Source organism: Caballeronia sp. NCF2 (assembly GCF_023631205.1).
In the GTDB taxonomy this organism is placed as follows: domain Bacteria; phylum Pseudomonadota; class Gammaproteobacteria; order Burkholderiales; family Burkholderiaceae; genus Caballeronia; species Caballeronia zhejiangensis.
Map to the genome: position 1 here is coordinate 49855 of NZ_JALQDN010000009.1, position 20589 is coordinate 70443.

Below are 20589 nucleotides of genomic sequence, written 5' to 3' on the forward strand. Positions count from 1 at the left end.
CGCGACGTTTCAAATTTCGACGACCTTGTCCCACGCGAAATCCGGATTCTCCCACCGTTGCTCGCGGCGGCTGAAGTAGCCGCGCGGATTGCACACGACGCGCGTGCCGTCCACTTCGTAATCGAACGACGTATGCGTGTGGCCGTGAATCCACAACGACGCGGGCGCGCGCACGAGCGACGGCAGATGATTCACGAAGCCCGCGGACACGAGATCTTCCGCGTAACGCGGCGCGAGGCTCTGGCGCATCGGCGCGTGGTGCGTGACGACGATCGTTTGCCCTGCGAACGGCTTCGCGAGTTCGCTCTCGAGCCATGCGCGCGACTGTTCGTGCAGCGCGAGGGAATCGTCCGGTGCGAATTCGCGCGGTTCGCCGTCCGGCTCGGGCCACGCGAGTTGAATGAGGCCCTTATAGTCGAGCATCACTTTCGTGCACGCGGCCTTGGCGTTTTCGATTTGCGCATCGCCGGAGCCGAACAGCGCGAAGTCGGTCCACAGCGTCGTGCCAAGCACGCGCCACGCGCCGCGCCGATCCACCAGCGACGCGTTGTTCAGATAGTGCACGTTGTCGACGCTGCGCGCGGCGTCCTGCATTGCCGCTTCCATCGCGCCGAACTCGGCGTCGTAGTATTCGTGATTGCCGGGCACGTAGACGACGGGCACGTCGGAATCGAAATTTTCCGCGGCCCAGCGCAAACCTTCGGCGTGGTTGTGAATGTCGCCAGCCAGCACGACGAGATCGGCCTGTGCATACGGAATCGCCAGCGGCTCGTCGCATTCGAGATGCAGGTCCGACAGCACGCGAATCTTCATGCGATGTTCTCCTTCGCGAGCGTCGCGTTCCAGCGCACGACCTTGCCGGGATTCATCAGGTTGTCCGGATCGAGCGCGGCCTTGATCGTCTGCATGAGACGGACTTCGACCGGCGACTTGTAGTGCATCGCTTCATCCACCTTCAACTGGCCGATGCCGTGCTCCGCGCTGATGCTGCCGCGGTGCCGGTGCACCTGGTCATACACGAGCGCGTTGATCGGCGTCTGGAATTCGCCGAGGAAGCGCTTTGGGTCGACGCCTTCGGGCGCCTGCACGTTGTAGTGCAGGTTGCCGTCGCCGAGATGGCCGAACGTCACCATGCGCACGCCGGGCACTGTCTTCGCGATGATCGCATCGGTTTCCTCGATGAACCGCCCGATGCTCGAAATGGGCACGGCGATGTCATGTTTGATGTTCAGACCTTCCTCGGCCTGCGCGAGCGGAATATGCTCGCGCAGATCCCAGAAAGCCTGCGACTGCGCGAGGTTTTCCGCGACGACGGCATCTTCCACGATGCCCTTCTCGAGCGCTTCTTCCATCAGCCGCTCGAAGAGGGCGCGGGCGTGCTCGTCGCTTTCGCTGTCGGAAAGTTCGAGCAGCACGGTTTGCGCGTGCGGTTCGCCGAACGGATAGCGCAGTTGCGGGAAATGCTTGCCGACGAGCCGCATCGAGAAATCGGACATCAGCTCGAAGCCGGTCAGAAGCGCGCCCGCGTGATGCTGCGCCAGCGAGAGAAAGTCGAGCGCGGCATGCGGCGAAGCGAGCCCGGCCAGCGCCGTGACCTTCGCGACCGGCGCGGGATGCAGCTTCATGACCGCCGCCGTGATGATGCCTAGCGTGCCTTCCGCCCCGATGAAGAGATCGCGCAGATCGTAGCCGGTGTTGTCCTTGCGCAGCCCGCGCAGGCCGTCCCAGATTTCGCCCTGCGGCGTCACGACTTCGAGGCCGAGACACAGCTCGCGCGTGTTGCCATAGCGCAGCACGCCAGTGCCGCCCGCGTTCGTCGAGAGATTGCCGCCGATGGTGCAGCTGCCTTCGGCGGCGAGACTCAACGGGAACAACCGTTGCGCTTCTTCGGCGCGCGCCTGGATTTCGGCGAGCACGACGCCCGCTTCGACGGTGATCGTGTTGTTATGCGGATCGACGCCGCGCACGCGATTGAGCCGCTTCAGGCTGATGACGGCTTGCGCCCCGCTCGAATCTGGCGTTGCGCCGCCTGCGAGACCGGTGTTGCCGCCCTGCGGCACGATCGCGACGCGATGCTCGCGAGCGATCCGGACCACGGCCGCGACCTGCGCGGTATCGGCGGGCAGCAGCACGGCGCACGCAGTGCCGCGATAGCGCTTGCGCCAGTCGACGAGGTACGGCTCGGTATCGTAGGCGTCGGTCAGGACATGCGATGCACCGAGAGCGTCGGCGCACGCGGCGATGAAAGCTTGAGTGGCGGTCATGGGCAGATGGGCAAAGGATCCGGTAGAGCGTAGTGCACAGTATCGCGCAGGCGAGCGGCGCGCGACCCTCGTCCGAATGGCATAGGCACGCGCGCACGGTGAGGTTTCATGCTACAAAGCATCACGTCCGGGCAGAACGCGGGCGAAAAAAGCGAACGTTTCAGCTTTTTTCCGCACGAGCGTTCAACCGGGCCGCGCGTTTGAAGGGCGCGACGTACGCGAGCGCGCAGACGAAGAACGCGAGGGCGAGCGCTGCTTCCAGCCAGGCGAGCGACGCGGGGAGGCGCGCATCGGTCATGCCGCGCACGATGCCTTCGGCGAAATACAGCAGCACGAGCATCGACGCCCATTGCAGCGTGTAGAGATTTTTGCGCGCGACGCCCGGCAGCGCGCACGCGAGCGGCAGCGCCTTCAGCGCAAGCGCCCATGCGCCCGGACGCAGCGGCGCGAGCCAGAGCTCCCAGACGAGCGCGAGCACGACGAGCGCCACGAGGCTCGCAAGCGCGCCCGATGCGAGCGCGCCGTTGGGACGTGCTGTGGAGATCGGCGTGGTCATGCGGAACGGGCGCCGCGCGCGAGATTGAGCGCGGTGCGTGCGAGCCGTGCGCCGAGCGCGATTGCGAGCGCCTTCTCATCGGCGGAAATGCCGTGCCGCTGATTTTCGTCGCCGCCCGCGCGGGCGTGATGAGACGCGCCGTAGGGCGTGCCGCCGCTTTGCGTCGTGGTGAGCCGCGATTCGGTGTACGGGATGCCGACGATCATCATGCCGTGGTGCAGCAGCGGCAGCATCATCGAAAGAAGCGTGCTTTCCTGGCCGCCGTGCAGGCTGCCGGTGGACGTGAACACGCTGGCAGGCTTGCCCGAAAGCGCGCCGGACAGCCATTGCGGCGTGGTGCCGTCGAGGAAGTACTTGAGCGGCGCGGCCATGTTGCCGAAGCGCGTAGGCGAGCCGAGCGCGAGGCCGGCGCATTCTTCGAGATCGCGCAATTCGGCGTAGGGCGGTCCGTCGGCGGGAATGTCGGGCTGGGTCGCTTCGCAGACCGTGGAAACCGGCGGCACGGTTCGCACACGCGCCTGCATGCCGGCCACGCTATCGACGCCCTGGGCGATTGCGAGTGCGAGCTCGCGCGTCGCGCCGTGGCGGCTGTAGTAAAGCACGAGGATGTCGTTCATAAGGCTTTTTTAGTGAACGGCTATTATAGGTATTGGGTGATTTTCGTGGCGAGAAGCGGCTTTGCACGCGGGACGCCATGACGGGAGAACGCGTTTGCAGCACGTTTTTATCGATCTCGCGGCGGTCAGGCGTCTCGCCAGTTTTGTCGCGCGGCGCATCGGCGAAGACCGCGTCGCGCAAGTGGCGGGCAGCCTCACGTTCACGAGCGTGTTGTCGCTCGTGCCACTCGCCACGGTCGCGTTCGCGCTCTTCACCGCGTTCCCGATCTTTGGCTCCTTCCAGGCGTCGCTTCAGGACTTCCTCGCGGTGCACCTGATGCCGCCGCAGATCAACGATCAGATCTTCAAGTATCTGAACCAGTTCGCGTCGAAGGCGAAGGGGCTGACGACCGTCGGCATGATCATCCTGTTCGTGACCTCCGTCATGACGATGATGACGGTCGAGTCCGCGTTCAACGTGATCTGGCGCGTGAAGAAGGCGCGCCCGATCGCGCAGCGCGTGCTCGTCTACTGGTCGATCATCACGCTCGGGCCGATTCTCTTCGGCTGCAGCCTGTCGATCTCCTCGTACGTGTTCGCGCATTCGGTCGCGTTCGCGGGCTCGCACAACCTGATGCCGCCGATCGTCGAATGGGCGCTCACAGGCGTCTCGCTGCCGCTGACGGCGCTCGCCTTCACGTTCATCTACGTCTATATGCCGAACTGCAAGGTCGAATGGCGCGATGCGATCGTCGGCGGGCTGATCGCGGCGGTCGCGTTCGAACTCGGCAAGCGCGGCTTCGGCTATTACGTACGGCGCATTCCGACCTACACCGCCGTCTACGGCGCGTTCGCGGCGCTGCCGGTCTTTCTGCTGTGGGTGTATCTGTGCTGGATGTTCGCGCTCATCGGCGCGATGGTCACATCCGCGCTGCCTGCGATTCGCACGGGGCAATATCATCGGCGCGATTTTCCGGGCAGCGATCTGCTCGATGCACTCGAGATCCTCGCGCGGCTCGTCGAGGCGCGGGACGAGGGCAAGCCCGGCTACACGTCCTTGCAGCTTTCGACCCTGGCGCGCTGCGATCTCGATACGTCGACGAGGCTGATCGCGCGGCTCGACGCGCTCGGCTGGATCGGCAGGCTGGAGGATTCGCGCATGCCGCGTTATGTGCTGATCGCCAATCCGAATCAGATCACGGTGACGATGCTCTTCGAGCAGTTCGTGATCGATCGCGCGGAACTCGAATATCAACTGAAGCTGGATGCGGCGCAGGTCGACTGCGGCGCGTTGATGAACGCGCTGGATAACGAGAAGCTGGAAATCACGCTCGGCTCGCTGATCGCGGCACGCGCGTCTGCGCTGACGAGCGCGCGTCTGCGCGAGGTGCCGCGCTCGTCCATGCCGGAGCAGCCGGCCTGAGCCTTCGTTCGACGCATATCAAAGCGAGATTCTGCCGACGCAGATGTCCTTGAACATCACCCAGTCGCCCATCAGGCTGTAGATCGGGTGGCGAAACGTCGCGGGGCGGTTCTTCTCGAAAAAGAAATGGCCGATCCACGCGAAGCCGTAACCGCAGACGACGGCCGCGGGCAGCCAGAGCCAGTCGCCGGTAGCGATCGCCATCGCGAGGCAGCCGATCACGCCCAGCGATCCGATGAAGTGCAGCCTGCGCGACACCAGGTTGCGATGCTCTTCGAGGTAATAGGGATAAAACTCGGCGAAATTCGCGAAATGTTCACCATGTGCGGTGTGCGCCATGACGGCCTCCCTGATGATGCGTGCCGGTGTCTGAAGATTAGCCAGCAAGAATCATTCTGCGACTGCCAGTCGCGCCATGCAAGCAGCCACGGCGGGCTTGCGCGGCCCGCCGCACGCGCGTTTTCAGGCCGACGGCGCTTTCGCGCTGGCGCACGCGAGCGCGAAAGCGAACAGCGCATCGAGCGTCGCGTCGGGCTGCTCGGTCATGATCGCGTGGCCCGCATCGAGTTCCACGGTCTTCAAGGACGCGCCGGCTTTCCTGAAGGCATCGACGAGCGGACGGGCAGCGCGCGGCGGCGTCATCAGGTCGCGCTTGCCGCTCACGATGCACACCGGGCAACGCACGGCGGCCGCGCGTTCGAGCGCGTCGGCGTAGGTGTTGCAGGCGCTGAAATCGGTGTGAAAAAGCAGCGCTTCGCCGCGCAGGCTCACGCGTTCCATGAGCCGCTGATTCACGCCTTGCAGCCAGAAGCCCGGCGCGGGACTCGACGGCTTCGCGGCGATCGTCGAATGCGACCATTGGTTGACCATCGCGATGGCTTCGGGCTCGTGCTCGCGTGCGGCGTCGAGCAGCGTATCGGAGACGGCCATCGGCGCGGCCGTCGCGAGCAGGGCGAGACCCGCCGCGCGGTCGGGATAGCGGCCAGCGGCATCGAGTGCGATCAGCGAGCCCATGCTGTGGCCGACGAAGAGCGCTTGCTGCACGCCGGCCGCGTCGAGCACGGCGATGACCCAGTCGGCGAACTCGCCGATGGTCGAAAGCGCGGGACCGGCGCTTCTTCCGTGACTCGGCAGATCGAGCGCGAGCACGCCGAAACCGTGATGCGCGAAATAGCGCGTCTGCAAGGCCCAGACGCTGTGATCGTGTTCCGCGCCGTGAATGAACACGACGGCGGGGCGCGTCGCGTCGAAAGGCTTGCCGCCGGTGTAGGCATAGGCCGCGCGGCCGTGGACGTCGAGGATCATCCGCGGCTCCCGAGCGGCGCGGCGGCGCTCGCGTCCGGAGCGCTTTCTGCCGCTTTCTGCGCGGCTTTCAGCGCGCGCTTGAGATCGTCGATGAGATCGTCGGGATCTTCCAGTCCGATCGACAGACGGATGCGCCCCGGCCCGATGCCCGCAGCTTCGAGCGCGGCGGCATCCATGCGGAAGTGCGTCGTGGATGCGGGATGAATCACGAGCGAGCGCGCATCGCCGACGTTCGCGAGATGCGAAAACAGCGTGAGCGTTTCGATGAACTTGCGCGCCGCCGGCACGCCGCCCTTCAGATCGAAGCTGAAGACCGCGCCGGCGCCGCGCGGCAAGAGACGTCCGGCGAGCGCGTGATCGCGATGCGTCGGCAGTTCGGGATAGGCCACGCCTTCCACTGCCGGCGAACTCAGCAGGAACTCGATCACCTTGCGCGTATTCGCGACATGCCGATCCATGCGTAGCGGCAAGGTTTCGATGCCTTGCAGCAGTTGCCACGCCGCCTGCGGATGCAGACACGCGCCGAAATCGCGCAAGCCTTCGCGCCGCGCGCGCAACAGGAACGGCGCGACGGTGCTCTCTTCGGCGAACACCATGCCGTGAAAGCCGTCGTAAGGCTCGGTGAACTCGGGGAAGCGTCCGCTCGCGGTGAAATCGAACGTGCCGCCGTCGACGAGCACGCCGCCGATCGTCGTCCCATGTCCGCCGAGAAACTTGGTCGCGGAGTGATAGACGAGATCCGCGCCGTGCTCGAACGGACGCAGCAGATACGGCGTCGTGAACGTGGAATCGACGAGCAGCGGCACGGCGTGCTCGTGCGCAATTTCCGCGACGCCCGCAATGTCGAGCACGTCGAGCCCCGGATTGCCGAGCGTTTCGCCGAAGAAAAGCCGCGTGTTCGGCCGTGCCGCCGCGCGCCATGCATCGAGATCGTGCGGCTTCACGAATGTCGTCTCGATGCCGAAGCGCCGCAGCGTGTAATGCAGCAGATTGTGCGAGCCGCCGTAGAGCGCGCTGGACGCGACGATGTGCGAGCCCGCGCCCATCAGCGTCGCGATCGCGAGATGCAGCGCGGCCTGGCCGCTCGCCGTGCCGATGGCGCCGACGCCGCCTTCGAGCGCCGCGACGCGCTCCTCGAACACCGCGACGGTCGGATTCGAGATGCGCGAGTACACGTGCCCCGAGCGCTCCATGTTGAAGAGCGCGGCGGCGTGATCGCTGTCGCGAAAGGTGAACGACGTCGTCTGATAAATCGGCGTCGCGCGCGCGCCGGTGACGGGATCGGGCGCGGCGCCCGCGTGCAGCGCGAGCGTGTCGAAACGGTTGGCTGGCATCATAGGCGGCCGGCGCGCGAGACGGCCGGCGTGCGGCGAAAATGAGGGTCAATCATCCTAACATCGGATGCGCGCGCCCAAACCTAGGGCGAACGCGCGGCCTTCGATCGCGCAAAGCCTTGTCCGTTCGGCCAATGCGGGCGAACCGTCGTCCCGTTCGCTTTCCTTTTGCGGGCCTTTCCGATAGCATCGGCCTATGGTTTCATCATCGTTCGGCCAATCGAACAGGCATTTCGCTAGGAGACAGTCATGCGAGTCAGCGACATTCTGAAAGTTAAGGGCAACACGCTGTTCACCGTGACACCGGACACGCCGCTCTCCGACGCAATCGACACGATGGCCGCGCACGATATCGGCTCTCTCGTCGTCATGGAGTACGGCGATCTGGTCGGCATGCTGACTTTCCGCGAAATCATCCTGACGTTGCACAACAATGGCGGCTCGGTCGGCGCGACGACCATCCGCAAGGTCATGGACGACCATCCGCTCACCTGCACGCCCGAAACGGACGTAAACGAAGTGCGCCGCATGATGCTCGAACATCACGTGCGCTATCTGCCGGTCATGGAAAAGCGTCAGTTGATGGGCGTCATCTCGTTTTATGACGTCGCCAAGGCGGTCGTCGAAGAGCAGGGTTTCGAAAATCGCATGCTGAAGGCGTATATCCGCGACTGGCCGGAGCAGCAGGAAGAAGCACGCTGAGCATGTCGATGTCGCGAGGCGTCGCGCTTCGCGTGCATCGGACCCACCGAAGCGCGCCCTCATGGCGCGCTTTTTTACGTCTGGCCCAAGTGGGAGGGTTAGCATTTCGCCCGGTTTCCCTTCCATTCGGATTCGACCGCGGACATTGCGCGATCAACGCCGAACTCAACTATTGCGCAAGACATGAGTGACAAACCGCTGCGCGCCTCGCCGCGCGCTTCCCGACGTTCCCAAGCCGAAGGCGACGGCCAGTTTCGCCTGTTGCGCGAGCGCCGTTTCGCGCCGTTCTTCTGGACGCAGTTCCTCGGCGCAATGAACGACAACGTCTTCAAGGTCGGCTTCACGTCGCTCGTGACGTTTCAGGCCGCGCGCTTCTCCGGCGTCGATCCGAAGACCGCCGCGTTTCTCATTTCCGCGATTTTCATCGTGCCGTTCTTGCTGTTCTCCGCGACGTCCGGCCAGATCGCCGACAAGTACGACAAGGCCGTGCTCGCGCGGCTCGTGAAGAGCTTCGAGATCGTCGTGATGCTGATCGGCGGCGCGGGTTTTCTGCTGCACAGCGCGCCGCTGCTTTACGCGTGCACGTTTTTGATGGGCGTGCATTCGACCGTCTTCGGCCCCGTCAAATACGCGTATCTGCCGCAGCATCTCGATTCGCATGAACTCGTCGGCGGCAACGGACTCGTCGAGATGGGCACCTTCGTCGCGATCCTGATCGGCACGATCATCGGCGGGGCGGCGGCGGGCGCGTCGGAACACGGCGCGATGCTCCTCGCGATCGCGTGCATCGCGTTCGCGATCGTCGGGCGCGTAGCGTCGGCGTTCGTGCCGAAGTCGGACGCATCGCAGCCGGACTTGCGCATCAACTGGAATCCGGTCTCGGAGACATGGCGCAATCTGAAGCTCGCGAAGCAGGACCGCACGGTGTTTCTGAGCCTGCTCGGCATTTCGTGGCTGTGGTTCGTCGGCGCAACCTTTCTCACATCGTTCTTCAATTTCGCGAAGGACGTGCTTTCCGCCGATCCCGACGTCGTGACCATCCTTCTCGCGACGTTTTCCATCGGCATCGGCACGGGATCGCTACTGTGCGAGCGGCTTTCGAAGCGGCGCGTCGAGATCGGGCTCGTGCCGCTCGGCTCGATCGGCATCAGCGTGTTCGCGATCGATTTGTTCTTCGCGAGCCATCGCATCGCGCCGGCCGGGCATCTGCTCAACGTCGGCGAATTCCTGATGACGCTGCCGCACTGGCGCATTCTCGCGGATCTCTTTCTGCTCGCCATGTTCGGCGGCTTCTACAGCGTGCCGCTCTACGCGCTGATCCAGGCGCGCAGTCAGCCGACTCATCGCGCGCGCATCATCGCGGCGAACAACATCCTCAATTCGTTTTTCATGATCGTGTCGGCGCTGATGGCGCTCGCGCTTACGTCGTTGGGCGTCGGCATTCCGGGACTCTTTCTGACGACCGCGCTGCTCAACGTCGTCGTCGCGGTCTATATCTATTCGCTGGTGCCGGAGTTCTTGCTGCGCTTCATCGCGTGGATTCTGGTGCACACGTTCTATCGGATCCGTCTCGTCGACGCCGAGCGCATCCCGGCGCATGGCGCGGCCGTGCTCGTGTGCAATCACGTGAGCTTCGTCGATGCGGTCGTCATCATGGCCGAAAGTCCGCGGCCGATTCGCTTCGTGATGGATCACCGCATCTTTCGCACGCCGTTCGTCGGCTGGATGTTCCGGCATGTGAAGGCGATTCCGATCGCGCCCGCACACGAGGACGCCGACATGCTCGAACGCGCGTACGCCGCCTGCACGCGGGCTTTGGATGACGGCGATCTCGTCTGCATCTTTCCCGAAGGCAAGCTGACGCGCACGGGGGATATCAATCCGTTCCGGCACGGCATCTCGGAGATTCTGCGGCGCCATCCGGCGCCCGTCGTGCCGATGGCGCTGCGCGGTCTGTGGGGCAGCGTGTTCTCGCGCCACGAAGATGCGCAATGGCCGCGTCCGATCCAGCGTGGGGCGATGACGCGGCTGACGCTCGCGGTCGGCGAACCGATCGCGCCAGAGGACGCGACGCCCGCGCATCTGCAGGAAGCCGTGTCGGTCTTGCGCGGCGCGCGGCGGTAGACGGCGCTGGCATAATAGCGGTTTCCCCGACACTTTTTTCAGGTCGACGCTCATGTCCGGCAATACCCTTGGCACGCTCTTCACCGTCACGAATTTCGGCGAGTCGCACGGTCCGGCGATCGGCTGCGTGATCGATGGTTGCCCGCCGGGCATGGCGCTCAGCGAAGCCGATATTCAGATCGAACTCGACCGGCGCCGCCCCGGCACGTCGCGTCACGTCACGCAGCGGCAGGAAGCGGATCAGGTCGAGATTCTTTCCGGCGTGTTCGAGGGCGTGACGACCGGCACGCCGATCGCGCTCCTGATCCGCAATACCGATCAGCGCAGCAAGGACTACGGCAACATCGCGCAGACCTTCCGTCCCGGTCACGCGGACTACACCTATTGGCAGAAGTACGGCGTGCGCGACTATCGCGGCGGTGGCCGGTCATCGGCGCGTCTGACCGCGCCGACCGTCGCCGCCGGCGCGGTTGCGAAGAAGTGGTTGCGTGAGAAGTTCGGTCTCGAAACGCACGGCCGCATGAGCGCGCTCGGGGAAATCGACATTCCGTTCGTCGACTGGCGCCACGTGCCCGAGAATCCGTTTTTCTCGGCGAACGAAGCAATCGTGCCGCAGCTCGAGGAATACATGGACAACCTGCGTCGCGACGGCGATTCGGTCGGTGCGCGCATCGAAGTCGTCGCGACGGGCGTGCCGGTCGGTCTCGGCGAGCCGCTTTACGATCGCCTGGACGCCGATATCGCCCACGCGATGATGGGCCTGAACGCCGTGAAGGCCGTCGAGATCGGCGCGGGCTTCGCGAGCGTCGCGCAACGCGGCTCGCAGCACGGCGACGAAATGACGCCCGAAGGCTTCGCGACGAACAATGCGGGCGGCATCCTCGGCGGCATTTCGAGCGGGCAGGACATCACGGTGTCGATCGCCATCAAGCCGACGTCGAGCATCCGCACGCCGCGTCAGTCGATCGACAAGGACGGCGCCAGTGCGACGGTCGAGACCTTCGGCCGTCACGATCCGTGCGTCGGCATCCGCGCGACGCCGATCGCCGAAGCGCTGCTCGCGCTGGTGCTGATGGATCACGCGCTGCGGCATCGTGCGCAATGCGGCGATGTGGAAGTCGGAACGCCGAAGATCGCGGCTCAAGCGCCGTCGAATTAAAAGAAAAGGGCGCCGATTTGGCGCCCTTTGTCGTTTCAGACCTCACATGTTCGGATAGTTCGGCCCGCCGCCGCCTTCCGGCGTAACCCAGACGATGTTCTGCGTCGGGTCCTTGATGTCGCAGGTCTTGCAATGCACGCAGTTCTGCGCATTGATCTGCAGGCGCTCGTTGCCGTCGTCCGACTTGACGAACTCGTACACGGCGGCGGGGCAGTAGCGGCTTTCAGGACCGGCATACGTGCGCAGGTTCACGTTGACCGGCACGCTCGGATCCTTGAGCGTCAGATGCGGGGGCTGATTCTCTTCGTGGTTCGTGTTCGAGATGAACACCGACGAGAGACGGTCGAACGTGAGCTTGCCGTCCGGCTTCGGATAGACGATCGGCTTGCATTGCGACGCCGGCTTCAGCATCTCGTGATCCCAGTGCTGATGATGCAGCGTCCACGGCACGTTGCCGCCCATCACCTTTTGCTCCAGACCGACCATGAACGTGCCGAGGTACAGACCCTTGCTCATCCACTGCTTGAAGTTGCGCGCGCGGTAGAGTTCGGTCTTGAGCCACGAACTGTCGAACGCTTCGGGATAGGCCGTGAGTTCGTCGTTCTGGCGTCCCGCCTGAACGGCTTCGAACGCGGCTTCGGCGGCCATCTTGCCGGACTTGATCGCCGCGTGGCTGCCCTTGATGCGCGATGCGTTGAGGAAACCGGCGTCGTCGCCGGCAAGCGCGCCGCCCGGAAACGCGAGCTTCGGCAGCGACATCAGGCCGCCGGCGGTGATCGCGCGCGCGCCGTAGGAAATGCGCTTGCCGCCTTCGAGGAACGCGCGGATCGACGGATGCGTCTTGTAGCGCTGGAATTCCTCGAATGGCGACAGATACGGATTCGAATACCCGAGCCCGACGACGAAGCCGACCACCACCTGATTGTTGTCCATGTGGTAGAGGAACGAACCGCCGTAGGTGTCGGGTTCCAGCGGCCAGCCGGCCGTGTGGATCACGAGACCGGGCTTGTGCTTGACCGGGTCGATTTCCCACAATTCCTTGATGCCGATGCCGTACACCTGCGGATCGGCATTCTTGTTGAGCTTGAATTTCTCGATGAGCTGACGGCCCAGATGCCCGCGCGCGCCTTCGCAGAAAAGCGTGTATTTCGCGTGCAGTTCCATGCCGAGCTGAAGATTCTCCGTCGGCTCGCCGTCCTTGCCGACACCCATGTTGCCGGTGACGACGCCGCGCACCGAACCGTCGTCCGCATACAAGACTTCGGCGGCCGGGAAGCCCGGGAAGATCTCGACTCCCACCGCCTCGGCCTGCTGGCCGAGCCAGCGCGTGACATTGGCGAGCGATATGACGTAATTGCCGTGATTCTTGAAGTTGTCGGGGAGAAGCCAGTTCGGCACCTGCTTCGCGTCGTTTTGCGACAGGAACAGGAACCGGTCTTCGGTCACTTCGACGTCGAGCGGCGCGCCTTTTTCCTTCCAGTCGGGAATGAGCTCGGACAGGCCGCGCGGATCCATGACCGCGCCGGACAGGATGTGCGCGCCGATCTCGGAGCCTTTCTCCAGGACGCACACGCCGATCTCGACGCCTTTTTCTTCCGCCAGTTGCTTCAACCGGATGGCCGCCGACAAACCGGCTGGTCCGCCGCCGACGATCACGACGTCGTATTCCATCGATTCGCGGGGACCGTATTGCTCGATGAGGCTCGCCGGGGTCATCAATGCTCCTATGTGCCGTTAGAATGCCCTTTCGGGATCGCGTATTTTCAGGGAAGGTGAAGCGGGCCGCAACCAAAGCTCGCTAATTTAGCACGATCGTACTATTATTCACGACACCCGCGCTATCGGTGTTGACGCTTATTGCCCGCATCGGCGCGCCGCGTGCCTGCCCGGGCTGAGCCAACCATAAAAAGGGAAGCACAATGGGCCGTTCGATCAACCTGGAAGGCAAGGTCGCGCTGATTACCGGCGCGTCCAGCGGTTTGGGCAAGCGTTTCGCGCAAGTGCTGTCGCAGGCGGGCGCCAAAGTGGTGCTCGCCAGCCGGCGCACGGAGCGCCTGAAGGAGCTGCGCGCCGAAATCGAGGCGTCGGGCGGCGCAGCGCACGTCGTTTCGCTCGACGTCACCGATTACCAGAGCATCAAAGCGGCGATCGCGCATGCGGAGACCGAAGCGGGTACCATCGACATCCTCGTGAATAACTCGGGCGTGTCGACCACGCAAAAGCTGACGGAGGTCACGCCCGCGGACTACGAATTCGTGTTCGGCACGAACGTGCGCGGCGCGTTTTTCGTCGCGCAAGAGGTCGCCAAGCGCATGATCATGCGCGGCAACAGCAACAGCGCGGCCAAGCCGGCCTATCGCATCATCAACGTGGCGTCGGTGGCAGGCTTGCGGGTGTTTCCGCAGATCGGCCTCTACTCGATGAGCAAGGCCGCCGTCGTGCAGATGACAAAGGCGATGGCGCTCGAATGGGGCCGACACGGCATCAACGTCAACGCGATCTGCCCGGGTTATATCGATACCGAGATCAACCACCACCACTGGAAGACCGAGCAGGGGCAAAAGCTCATTTCGTTGCTGCCGCGCCGCCGCGTGGGCTCGCCAAACGATCTCGACGGTCTTTTGCTGCTGCTCGCCGCCGACGAATCGCAGTTCATGAACGGCTCGGTCATCTCGGCGGACGACGGTTTTTCGCTTTGAACTTTTTAGCGCACGCAATGACCACGCATAACGATTTCCACACCGTCTTCGAACTTTCCATGCCGATCCGCTGGGGCGACATGGACGCCTTCGGGCATGTCAATAACACCGTCTATTTCCGCTACATGGAGCAGGTGCGTATCTCGTGGTTCGAAGAGATCGGTCTCGTCGGCGGCAATGGCGACGGGCAAGGGCCGGTGATCGTAAACGCGTCGATGGAGTTTCTGAAGCAGCTTCAGTATCCCGGCGACGTGATCGGGCGCATGTCCGTCGGCAAGCCGGGGCGCAGCAGTCTCGATACGCGCTTCGAGCTGTATCGCGCCGATGAACCCGCCGCACTGTATGCGCGCGGCGCGGCGAAAATCGTCTGGATCGACTACGCGGCGGGCAAGTCCGTGCCGCTGCCGGACATGTTGCGGCAGATCATCGAGACCGCCGCGCCCGTCGCGCCGTAAAGCGCGCAGGTCAGGTGCCGAGCAGCCGTTGCAGCAGTTCGGTCGCATTGCCCGTGTCGTACTTTCTCATGAGCCGCGCGCGGTAGATATCAACCGTCCGCGGGCTGATATCGAGCACGCGGCCGATCTGCTTGCTCGTCTTGCCCGTCACGAGCTGCGCGGCGATCTCGCGCTCGCGCGGTGTCAATTCGATCGCGACCCGCCGCGTCGCGCTCAAGTCCTCGAATGTCCAGACGCCCGCCGCGTGAGGCGCGGTCCGGTCGAGCGCGCGGCCGGTGACGTGACACCAGAACAGTTCACCGTTCTTGCGCTTCATGATGCGGTCGTCGCTGTACGTGCCTTCCTTGCTGATATGCGCGGCGATGCGCTCGCCGATGCGCGCGAACTCGTCCGGCGAGGGATACAGCACCTCGAACGACTTGCCGATGAGCGCCTCGCGCGTGGAACCGAAGATCGCGCAAAGCTGCTCGTTGCAGTCTTCGATGGTGCGCTCGCGCGAAAGCACGAGCCCGACGGGCGCAAGTTGAAACGCGGTTTGATAATCCAGTGCACGCATGTGAGATCGGGCGCGCGGCGCCTTGCGTATCGCGGCGAAAAGCGCCGGGAACCAACGCGCGCGGGCAAAGACTTATGTATTTTTGCGTATTGTGCCGGATCATCGGCACAAAGTACGCTTGTGCCACGTCAAAAGGCCGCGCGATGCGCTCGAACAGTGCATCGGCGGCATCAAAAAACCGATTTTCAGTTGGTTTCAACATGGAAGGGACACACAGATGAACAAGGTCTATCCCAGCGCGAAAGCCGCGCTCGAGGACATCGTCAAGGACGGGCAGACGTTCGCCGTCGGCGGTTTCGGGCTGTGCGGCATTCCCGAAGCGCTCATCGCCGCGCTGCGCGATACGGGCGTCAAGGGCATCACCTGCATCAGCAATAACGCGGGCGTCGACGGCTTTGGCCTCGGTCTCTTGCTCGAGACGCGCCAGATCAAGAAGATGATTTCGTCGTACGTCGGCGAAAACAAGGAGTTCGAGCGCCAATACCTCGCCGGCGAACTCGAGCTCGAATTCACGCCGCAGGGCACGCTCGCCGAGAAGCTGCGCGCGGGCGGCGCGGGCATTCCGGCGTTCTTCACGAACACCGGTTTCGGCACGGTGATCGCGGAAGGCAAGGAAACGCGCCAGTTCGGCGAGAACCATTACGTGCTCGAGCATTCGCTCACGGCAGACGTCGGTCTCGTCAAGGCATGGAAGGCCGATAAATCCGGCAACCTGATCTTCCGGCGCACCGCGCGCAACTTCAACCCGATGTGCGCGATGGCCGGCAAGATCACCGTGGCCGAAGTGGAAGAAATCGTCGAGACGGGCGAACTCGATCCGGACGCGATCCATCTGCCCGGCATCTACGTGCAGCGCCTCGTGCTGAATGCGCAGCCGGAAAAGCGCATCGAACAACGCATCGTCCGCGCGAAAGGAGAGTAATCATGGCTTGGACTCGTGACCAGATGGCCGCGCGCGCGGCGCAGGAACTGCAGGACGGCTTCTACGTGAACCTGGGTATCGGCTTGCCGACGCTCGTCGCCAATCACGTTCCGGACGGCATGGAAGTGTGGCTGCAGTCGGAAAACGGTCTGCTCGGCATCGGGCCGTCGCCGTATGAAGACGAAGTCGACGCCGATCTCATCAACGCCGGCAAGCAGACCGTGACGACGCTGCCGGGCTCGTCGATCTTTTCGTCGGCGGATTCGTTCGCGATGATCCGCGGCGGCCACATCAACCTGGCGATCCTCGGCGCAATGCAGATCAGCAAGAAGGGCGATCTGGCCAACTGGATGATCCCCGGCAAGATGATCAAGGGCATGGGCGGCGCGATGGACCTCGTCGCCGGCGTGAAGAAAGTCGTCGTACTGATGGAACACGTCGCGAAGGGCGACCAGCACAAGATCCTCGAAGAGTGCTCGCTGCCGCTGACGGGCGTGGGCGTCGTGGATCGCATCATCACCGATCTCGGCGTGATCGACGTCACCGACAATGGCCTCAAGCTCGTCGAGCTGGCCGACGGCGTGACGGTCGAGGAAATTCAGAAGAAGACGGGCGCGCCGCTCGATGTCACGAGCGTGAAGTGATAGCGGCGTGACACGAACGCCGGTTCTCTCGGCGTGAGCGCGAACACGGGCGGGCGAAGCTTTCGGAGCTTCGCCCGCTTTGCTTTTGCGGGTTTCGCCCGCATCTGTGCACGCGGGAAGGGGTCGTCCGTTCGGCATAGGCCCGCTCGATCCGGTGAGATGCGCTTTACAATCGTTTCGACACTTCCACGAGGACCTCTCCATGACCGCATCCATCGTCGCCGAAGCCGTGCATTCCGATCTGAGCGAGCCGCGCCAGCGCTTCGTGCAATGCGCGAGCCCGGCGGGTCTGCATCGCATCGCCTATACGGAGTGGGGCGATCCGGCCAATCCGCGCGTGCTGCTGTGCGTGCACGGCCTGACGCGCTCGGGACGCGACTTCGACAAGCTCGCGCAAGCGTTCGCGCGGGACTATCGCGTGGTGTGTCCGGACGTGGTCGGGCGAGGACTGTCCGACTGGCTCGCGGATCCGCGTTACTACGGCGTGCCGCAGTATGTCGCGGACATGGTAACGCTGATCGCGCGGTTGAACGTCGAGACGGTGGACTGGTTCGGCACGTCGATGGGCGGTCTCATCGGCATGGCGCTCGGCGGCTTGCCGAACACGCCGATCCGAAAGATGCTGCTCAACGATGTCGGGCCGCATATCGAACCGGTCGCGCTGCAGCGTATCGGCGAGTATCTCGGCAAGCCGGCGCGTTTCGCATCGCTCGACGAAGGCGTGCGGCACGCGGCGGCGCTCGCGTCGTCGTTCGGGCCGTTGACCGACGAGGAGTGGGCGAGCATCAACACGCCGCTCCTGCACGAGCGCGACGGTGCGTGGGGCTTTCGCTACGACCCGGGCATCGCGACGCCGTTCACGTCGGCCACCGATGAGCAGAATGCGGCCGGCGAGGCGTTTCTTTGGCGCTCGCTCGCGTCGATCAGGACGCCGGTGCTCGTCGTGCGCGGCGAGAGCTCGGATTTGCTGTCGCGCGAGACGGTCGCGCAAATGGTCGAGAAAGGTCAGGCCGTGACGAGCGCCGAGATCCCGGGCGCGGGTCACGCGCCGGCCTTTCTTGTCGAAGATCAAATCGCCATCGCCAGGGGGTTCTTTCTCGGCGATGACGCGAGCGGGGCATAATATTGGGCTGAACATAAGGTGCTTGCGCGCCGCTTGCGCTTCTTTTCTCACCATCACCGATCAGGAACAAACAATGGCAGTCATTCGTCATCACGTCGGGCCGCGCCTTTCCGAAACCGCGATCCACAACGGCACGGTGTATCTCGCCGGCCAGATCGCCGAGGACACGGACCAGGACATCACCGGTCAGACGCGCGAAGTGCTCGGTCACATCGACCGCCTGCTCGAAGAGGCGAACAGCGACAAGTCGCACTTGCTGTCGGTGCAGATCTATATCTCGGACATGATCCATTTCCCCGGCATGAACGCCGTGTGGGACTCGTGGGTCGCGGAAGGCAACACGCCGCCCCGCGCCACCGTCGAGGCGAAGCTCGCCAATCCGGCGTGCCTCGTGGAAATCGTCGTGATCGCCGCACAGCGCAACTGAATCGAGTCGTCTGAAGTATTGGCATCGCCCGAATGACCGAGACCGCCGTCCCCACCGAAACGTTGCCCGAGCCGTCCATCGACGACGCGCTCGCGTTCGTGCGCGAGCACGCGAAGGACGCGCGCGTCTCGACGGGCGAACTGCTCGCGGACCACGCTGCCGGCACCGCGCGCATCATGCAGACGCTCAACGTCGATTCGCACGCGGTCGCCGCCGCGGCGCTCTTCGTGCTGGCGCCGCATCTCGACGATCCGGAGAAGGTGATCGCGGAGCGCTTCGGCCCGGAAGTGCAGCGGCTCGTCGGCGATGTACGCAAGCTGTTGCGGCTTGGTTCGGTCAGCTCGCGCGCGACGCTCGCGGAACTGCCTGAAAACACGCGCGACGCGCAGGCCGCGCGCCGTGCGCAGGTCGAAGCGTTGCGCAAGATGTTGCTTGCGTTCGCGCAGGACATTCGCGTGGTGCTGATCCGGCTCGCCTCGCGCGTGCAGACGCTGCGCTACTACGCCGCGCACAAGATCGAACCGTCGCCCGACGTGCCGCGCGAGACGCTGGAGATTTACGCGCCGCTCGCCAACCGGCTCGGCATCTGGCAACTGAAGTGGGAACTCGAAGACCTGTCGTTTCGCTTCGAAGATCCGGTCACGTACAAACGCATCGCGAAGCTGCTCGACGAGAAGCGCGTCGAGCGCGAGACCTATGTGACCGAGGCCATCGCTCGTCTGCAGAAGGAACTGGAAACCGCGCACATCAAGGCGGACGTCAGCGGACGGCCGAAGCACATCTACAGCATTTGGAAGAAGATGCGCGGCAAGCAGCTGGATTTCGCCGAACTGAACGACGTGCGCGCATTTCGCGTGATCGTCGGCGACATCAAGGATTGCTACACCGTGCTCGGCATCGTGCACAACCTGTGGCAGCCGGTGCCGCGTGAGTTCGACGATTACATCTCGCGTCCCAAGCCCAACGGCTACAAGTCGCTGCATACGGTCGTGATCGGCGACGACGGGCGCGCATTCGAAGTCCAGATTCGCACGTACGAGATGCATCAGTTCGCCGAGTACGGCGTGGCCGCGCACTGGCGGTACAAGGAAGCGGGCGCGCGTGGCTATGCGGGGCAGGTGACCGCGAGCGAGAAATACGACGAGAAGATCGCATGGTTGCGTCAGCTTCTCGCGTGGAAGGACGACGTCGAAGGCGAGCATCCCGGCTGGCAGCATCTGCGCGACGCGACGCTCGACGACGACCATATCTACGTGCTGACGCCGCAGGCGCGCGTAATCGCGTTGCCGCAAGGCGCGACAGCCGTCGATTTCGCATATCACCTGCACAGCGAGCTCGGACATCGTTGTCGGGGCGCTCGCGTCGATGGCGCGATGGTGCCGCTCAACACGCCGCTGCAAAACGGACAGACGGTCGAGATCGTCGCGGTGAAGGAGGGCGGTCCGTCGCGCGACTGGCTCAATCCGCAGCTCGGCTATCTGCATAGCGCCCGCGCGCGGCAGAAAGTGCGCTCGTGGTTCCTCGCGGCGGATGCGGCGGAGAACATCGCGGCCGGACGGAGCATCGTCGAGAAGACCTTGCAGCGCGAGGGAAAGACGTCGGTCAGTCTCGAACAGCTCGCGGCCAAACTCGGCTTCAAGGCGCCCGAGGAGCTTTACGCACTCGTCGCGAAGGACGAGTTCAGTCTGCGCAACATCGAGCAGGCGCTCTCCGATGCGCCGCCGCCCGAGCCCGAACCCGAAGCGCCCGAGCAGTTCGAGAAGCGCAGCAGCGGGCAAAGCGTGGCGCACGGAGCGTCGACGGGCGTGCTCGTCGTCGGTGTCGATGCGCTGCTCACGCAACTCGCGCGTTGCTGCCGCCCGGCGCCACCCGATCCGATCGCGGGATTCGTCACGCGCGGCAAAGGCATGTCGGTGCACCGGACCGATTGCGAGACGTTCAAGCGCATGGCCGAGCGCTCGCCCGAACGCGTGCTGCACACGACTTGGTCCGCCGAGGTGATGAACGGGCGTGGCTCGTCCGTTTATCCGGTGGACCTTTCGGTTGAATCGGCGGATCGCCAGGGCTTGCTGCGCGACATCTCCGAAGTGTTCGCGCGCGAGAAGATCAACGTGATCGGCGTGAAGAGCCAGAGCCGCAGGAATGTCGCGTATATGCAGTTCACCGTGGAAGTGTCGAGTGCAGCGCAGATTCAACGCGCATGCACGCTGCTCGGCGAAGTGCAGGGCGTGATTCGCGCTTCGCGTCGCGCGTAGCCTTTAGAAGGGATTGAACGGATTGGCGAATATTTTCGATTTTTC

At 64.1% G+C, this 20589-nt stretch carries 20 protein-coding genes; 11 read left to right on the plus strand and 9 right to left on the minus strand.

The features are described 5' to 3' along the window. Window positions 1-9 precede the first annotated feature (9 nt). The 4 genes from NCS02_RS05960 to wrbA all read right to left on the minus strand — a co-directional run bounded on the left by NCS02_RS05960 (window position 10) and on the right by wrbA (window position 3437). Window positions 10-813, minus strand: a complete 804-nt coding sequence (locus NCS02_RS05960; RefSeq protein ID WP_250519396.1) for a metallophosphoesterase — start codon at window positions 811-813, stop codon at window positions 10-12. Then, a complete protein-coding gene (locus NCS02_RS05965; protein ID WP_250434505.1) occupies window positions 810-2264 on the minus strand; it encodes an FAD-binding oxidoreductase in 1455 nt (484 codons plus the stop codon). The genes NCS02_RS05960 and NCS02_RS05965 overlap by 4 nt, the downstream gene beginning before the upstream one ends. A gap of 160 nt (window positions 2265-2424) precedes the next feature. Next, a complete protein-coding gene (locus NCS02_RS05970; RefSeq protein ID WP_175979949.1) occupies window positions 2425-2820 on the minus strand; it encodes a DUF2069 domain-containing protein in 396 nt (131 codons plus the stop codon). Continuing rightward, window positions 2817-3437 (minus strand): NAD(P)H:quinone oxidoreductase, encoded by a 621-nt coding sequence (gene wrbA, locus NCS02_RS05975; protein WP_175979950.1) that lies wholly within the window; start codon window positions 3435-3437, stop codon window positions 2817-2819. The genes NCS02_RS05970 and wrbA overlap by 4 nt, the downstream gene beginning before the upstream one ends. Window positions 3438-3531: 94 nt before the next feature. On the opposite strand from wrbA, the gene NCS02_RS05980 reads away from it, so the two are divergent. Beyond that, window positions 3532-4839, plus strand: a complete 1308-nt coding sequence (locus NCS02_RS05980) for a YihY family inner membrane protein (protein WP_175979951.1) — start codon at window positions 3532-3534, stop codon at window positions 4837-4839. Between the two features lie 18 nt (window positions 4840-4857). On the opposite strand, the gene NCS02_RS05985 is transcribed toward NCS02_RS05980, so the two are convergent. The 3 genes from NCS02_RS05985 to NCS02_RS05995 form a co-directional block, all read right to left on the minus strand. Beyond that, window positions 4858-5178 (minus strand): Mpo1-like protein, encoded by a 321-nt coding sequence (locus NCS02_RS05985; RefSeq protein WP_008350338.1) that lies wholly within the window; start codon window positions 5176-5178, stop codon window positions 4858-4860. Between the two features lie 123 nt (window positions 5179-5301). Then, window positions 5302-6144, minus strand: coding sequence for an alpha/beta fold hydrolase (locus tag NCS02_RS05990; protein WP_175979952.1), 843 nt, complete (start codon window positions 6142-6144; stop codon window positions 5302-5304). After that, complete coding sequence (locus tag NCS02_RS05995) at window positions 6141-7478, minus strand: O-acetylhomoserine aminocarboxypropyltransferase (protein ID WP_250519435.1); 1338 nt, start codon at window positions 7476-7478, stop codon at window positions 6141-6143. The genes NCS02_RS05990 and NCS02_RS05995 overlap by 4 nt, the downstream gene beginning before the upstream one ends. Before the next feature lie 249 nt (window positions 7479-7727). On the opposite strand from NCS02_RS05995, the gene NCS02_RS06000 reads away from it, so the two are divergent. From NCS02_RS06000 to aroC, 3 genes are all read left to right on the plus strand, one after another. Continuing rightward, window positions 7728-8180: a CBS domain-containing protein gene (locus NCS02_RS06000; RefSeq protein WP_008350333.1), complete on the plus strand. Its 453-nt coding sequence runs from the start codon at window positions 7728-7730 to the stop codon at window positions 8178-8180. A 183-nt stretch (window positions 8181-8363) separates the two neighbouring features. Next, on the plus strand, window positions 8364-10304 hold the full coding sequence (locus NCS02_RS06005) for an MFS transporter (protein WP_250439579.1): 1941 nt from the start codon (window positions 8364-8366) through the stop codon (window positions 10302-10304). 52 nt (window positions 10305-10356) lie between these two features. After that, on the plus strand, window positions 10357-11463 hold the full coding sequence (aroC, locus tag NCS02_RS06010; protein WP_250519397.1) for a chorismate synthase: 1107 nt from the start codon (window positions 10357-10359) through the stop codon (window positions 11461-11463). Between the two features lie 42 nt (window positions 11464-11505). On the opposite strand, the gene NCS02_RS06015 is transcribed toward aroC, so the two are convergent. Further along, window positions 11506-13179, minus strand: coding sequence for an electron transfer flavoprotein-ubiquinone oxidoreductase (locus NCS02_RS06015; protein WP_250522944.1), 1674 nt, complete (start codon window positions 13177-13179; stop codon window positions 11506-11508). A 203-nt stretch (window positions 13180-13382) separates the two neighbouring features. On the opposite strand from NCS02_RS06015, the gene NCS02_RS06020 reads away from it, so the two are divergent. Both NCS02_RS06020 and NCS02_RS06025 read left to right on the plus strand, forming a co-directional pair. Beyond that, window positions 13383-14162 carry an SDR family oxidoreductase gene (locus NCS02_RS06020; protein ID WP_008350325.1) on the plus strand — a complete coding sequence of 260 codons (780 nt, stop codon included), beginning with the start codon at window positions 13383-13385 and terminating at the stop codon, window positions 14160-14162. Between the two features lie 17 nt (window positions 14163-14179). Continuing rightward, on the plus strand, window positions 14180-14617 hold the full coding sequence (locus NCS02_RS06025; RefSeq protein ID WP_008350323.1) for an acyl-CoA thioesterase: 438 nt from the start codon (window positions 14180-14182) through the stop codon (window positions 14615-14617). A gap of 10 nt (window positions 14618-14627) precedes the next feature. Here NCS02_RS06025 and NCS02_RS06030 read toward each other — a convergent pair whose 3' ends face one another. Beyond that, on the minus strand, window positions 14628-15173 hold the full coding sequence (locus NCS02_RS06030; protein WP_008350321.1) for a LuxR C-terminal-related transcriptional regulator: 546 nt from the start codon (window positions 15171-15173) through the stop codon (window positions 14628-14630). A 217-nt stretch (window positions 15174-15390) separates the two neighbouring features. Between NCS02_RS06030 and NCS02_RS06035 the strand changes: the two genes are divergently transcribed. The 5 genes from NCS02_RS06035 (at window position 15391) to NCS02_RS06055 (ending at window position 20544) form a co-directional block, all read left to right on the plus strand. Further along, window positions 15391-16095, plus strand: a complete 705-nt coding sequence (locus NCS02_RS06035; RefSeq protein ID WP_008350318.1) for a CoA transferase subunit A — start codon at window positions 15391-15393, stop codon at window positions 16093-16095. Window positions 16096-16097: 2 nt separating this feature from the next. Beyond that, window positions 16098-16739, plus strand: coding sequence for a CoA transferase subunit B (locus NCS02_RS06040; protein ID WP_008350316.1), 642 nt, complete (start codon window positions 16098-16100; stop codon window positions 16737-16739). A 202-nt stretch (window positions 16740-16941) separates the two neighbouring features. Further along, a complete protein-coding gene (locus NCS02_RS06045; RefSeq protein WP_250507355.1) occupies window positions 16942-17862 on the plus strand; it encodes an alpha/beta fold hydrolase in 921 nt (306 codons plus the stop codon). Window positions 17863-17935: 73 nt separating this feature from the next. Next, window positions 17936-18289 (plus strand): RidA family protein, encoded by a 354-nt coding sequence (locus NCS02_RS06050; RefSeq protein ID WP_008350311.1) that lies wholly within the window; start codon window positions 17936-17938, stop codon window positions 18287-18289. A gap of 32 nt (window positions 18290-18321) precedes the next feature. Beyond that, window positions 18322-20544, plus strand: coding sequence for a RelA/SpoT family protein (locus NCS02_RS06055; RefSeq protein WP_034472050.1), 2223 nt, complete (start codon window positions 18322-18324; stop codon window positions 20542-20544). The last annotated feature ends 45 nt before the right edge of the window (window positions 20545-20589 follow it).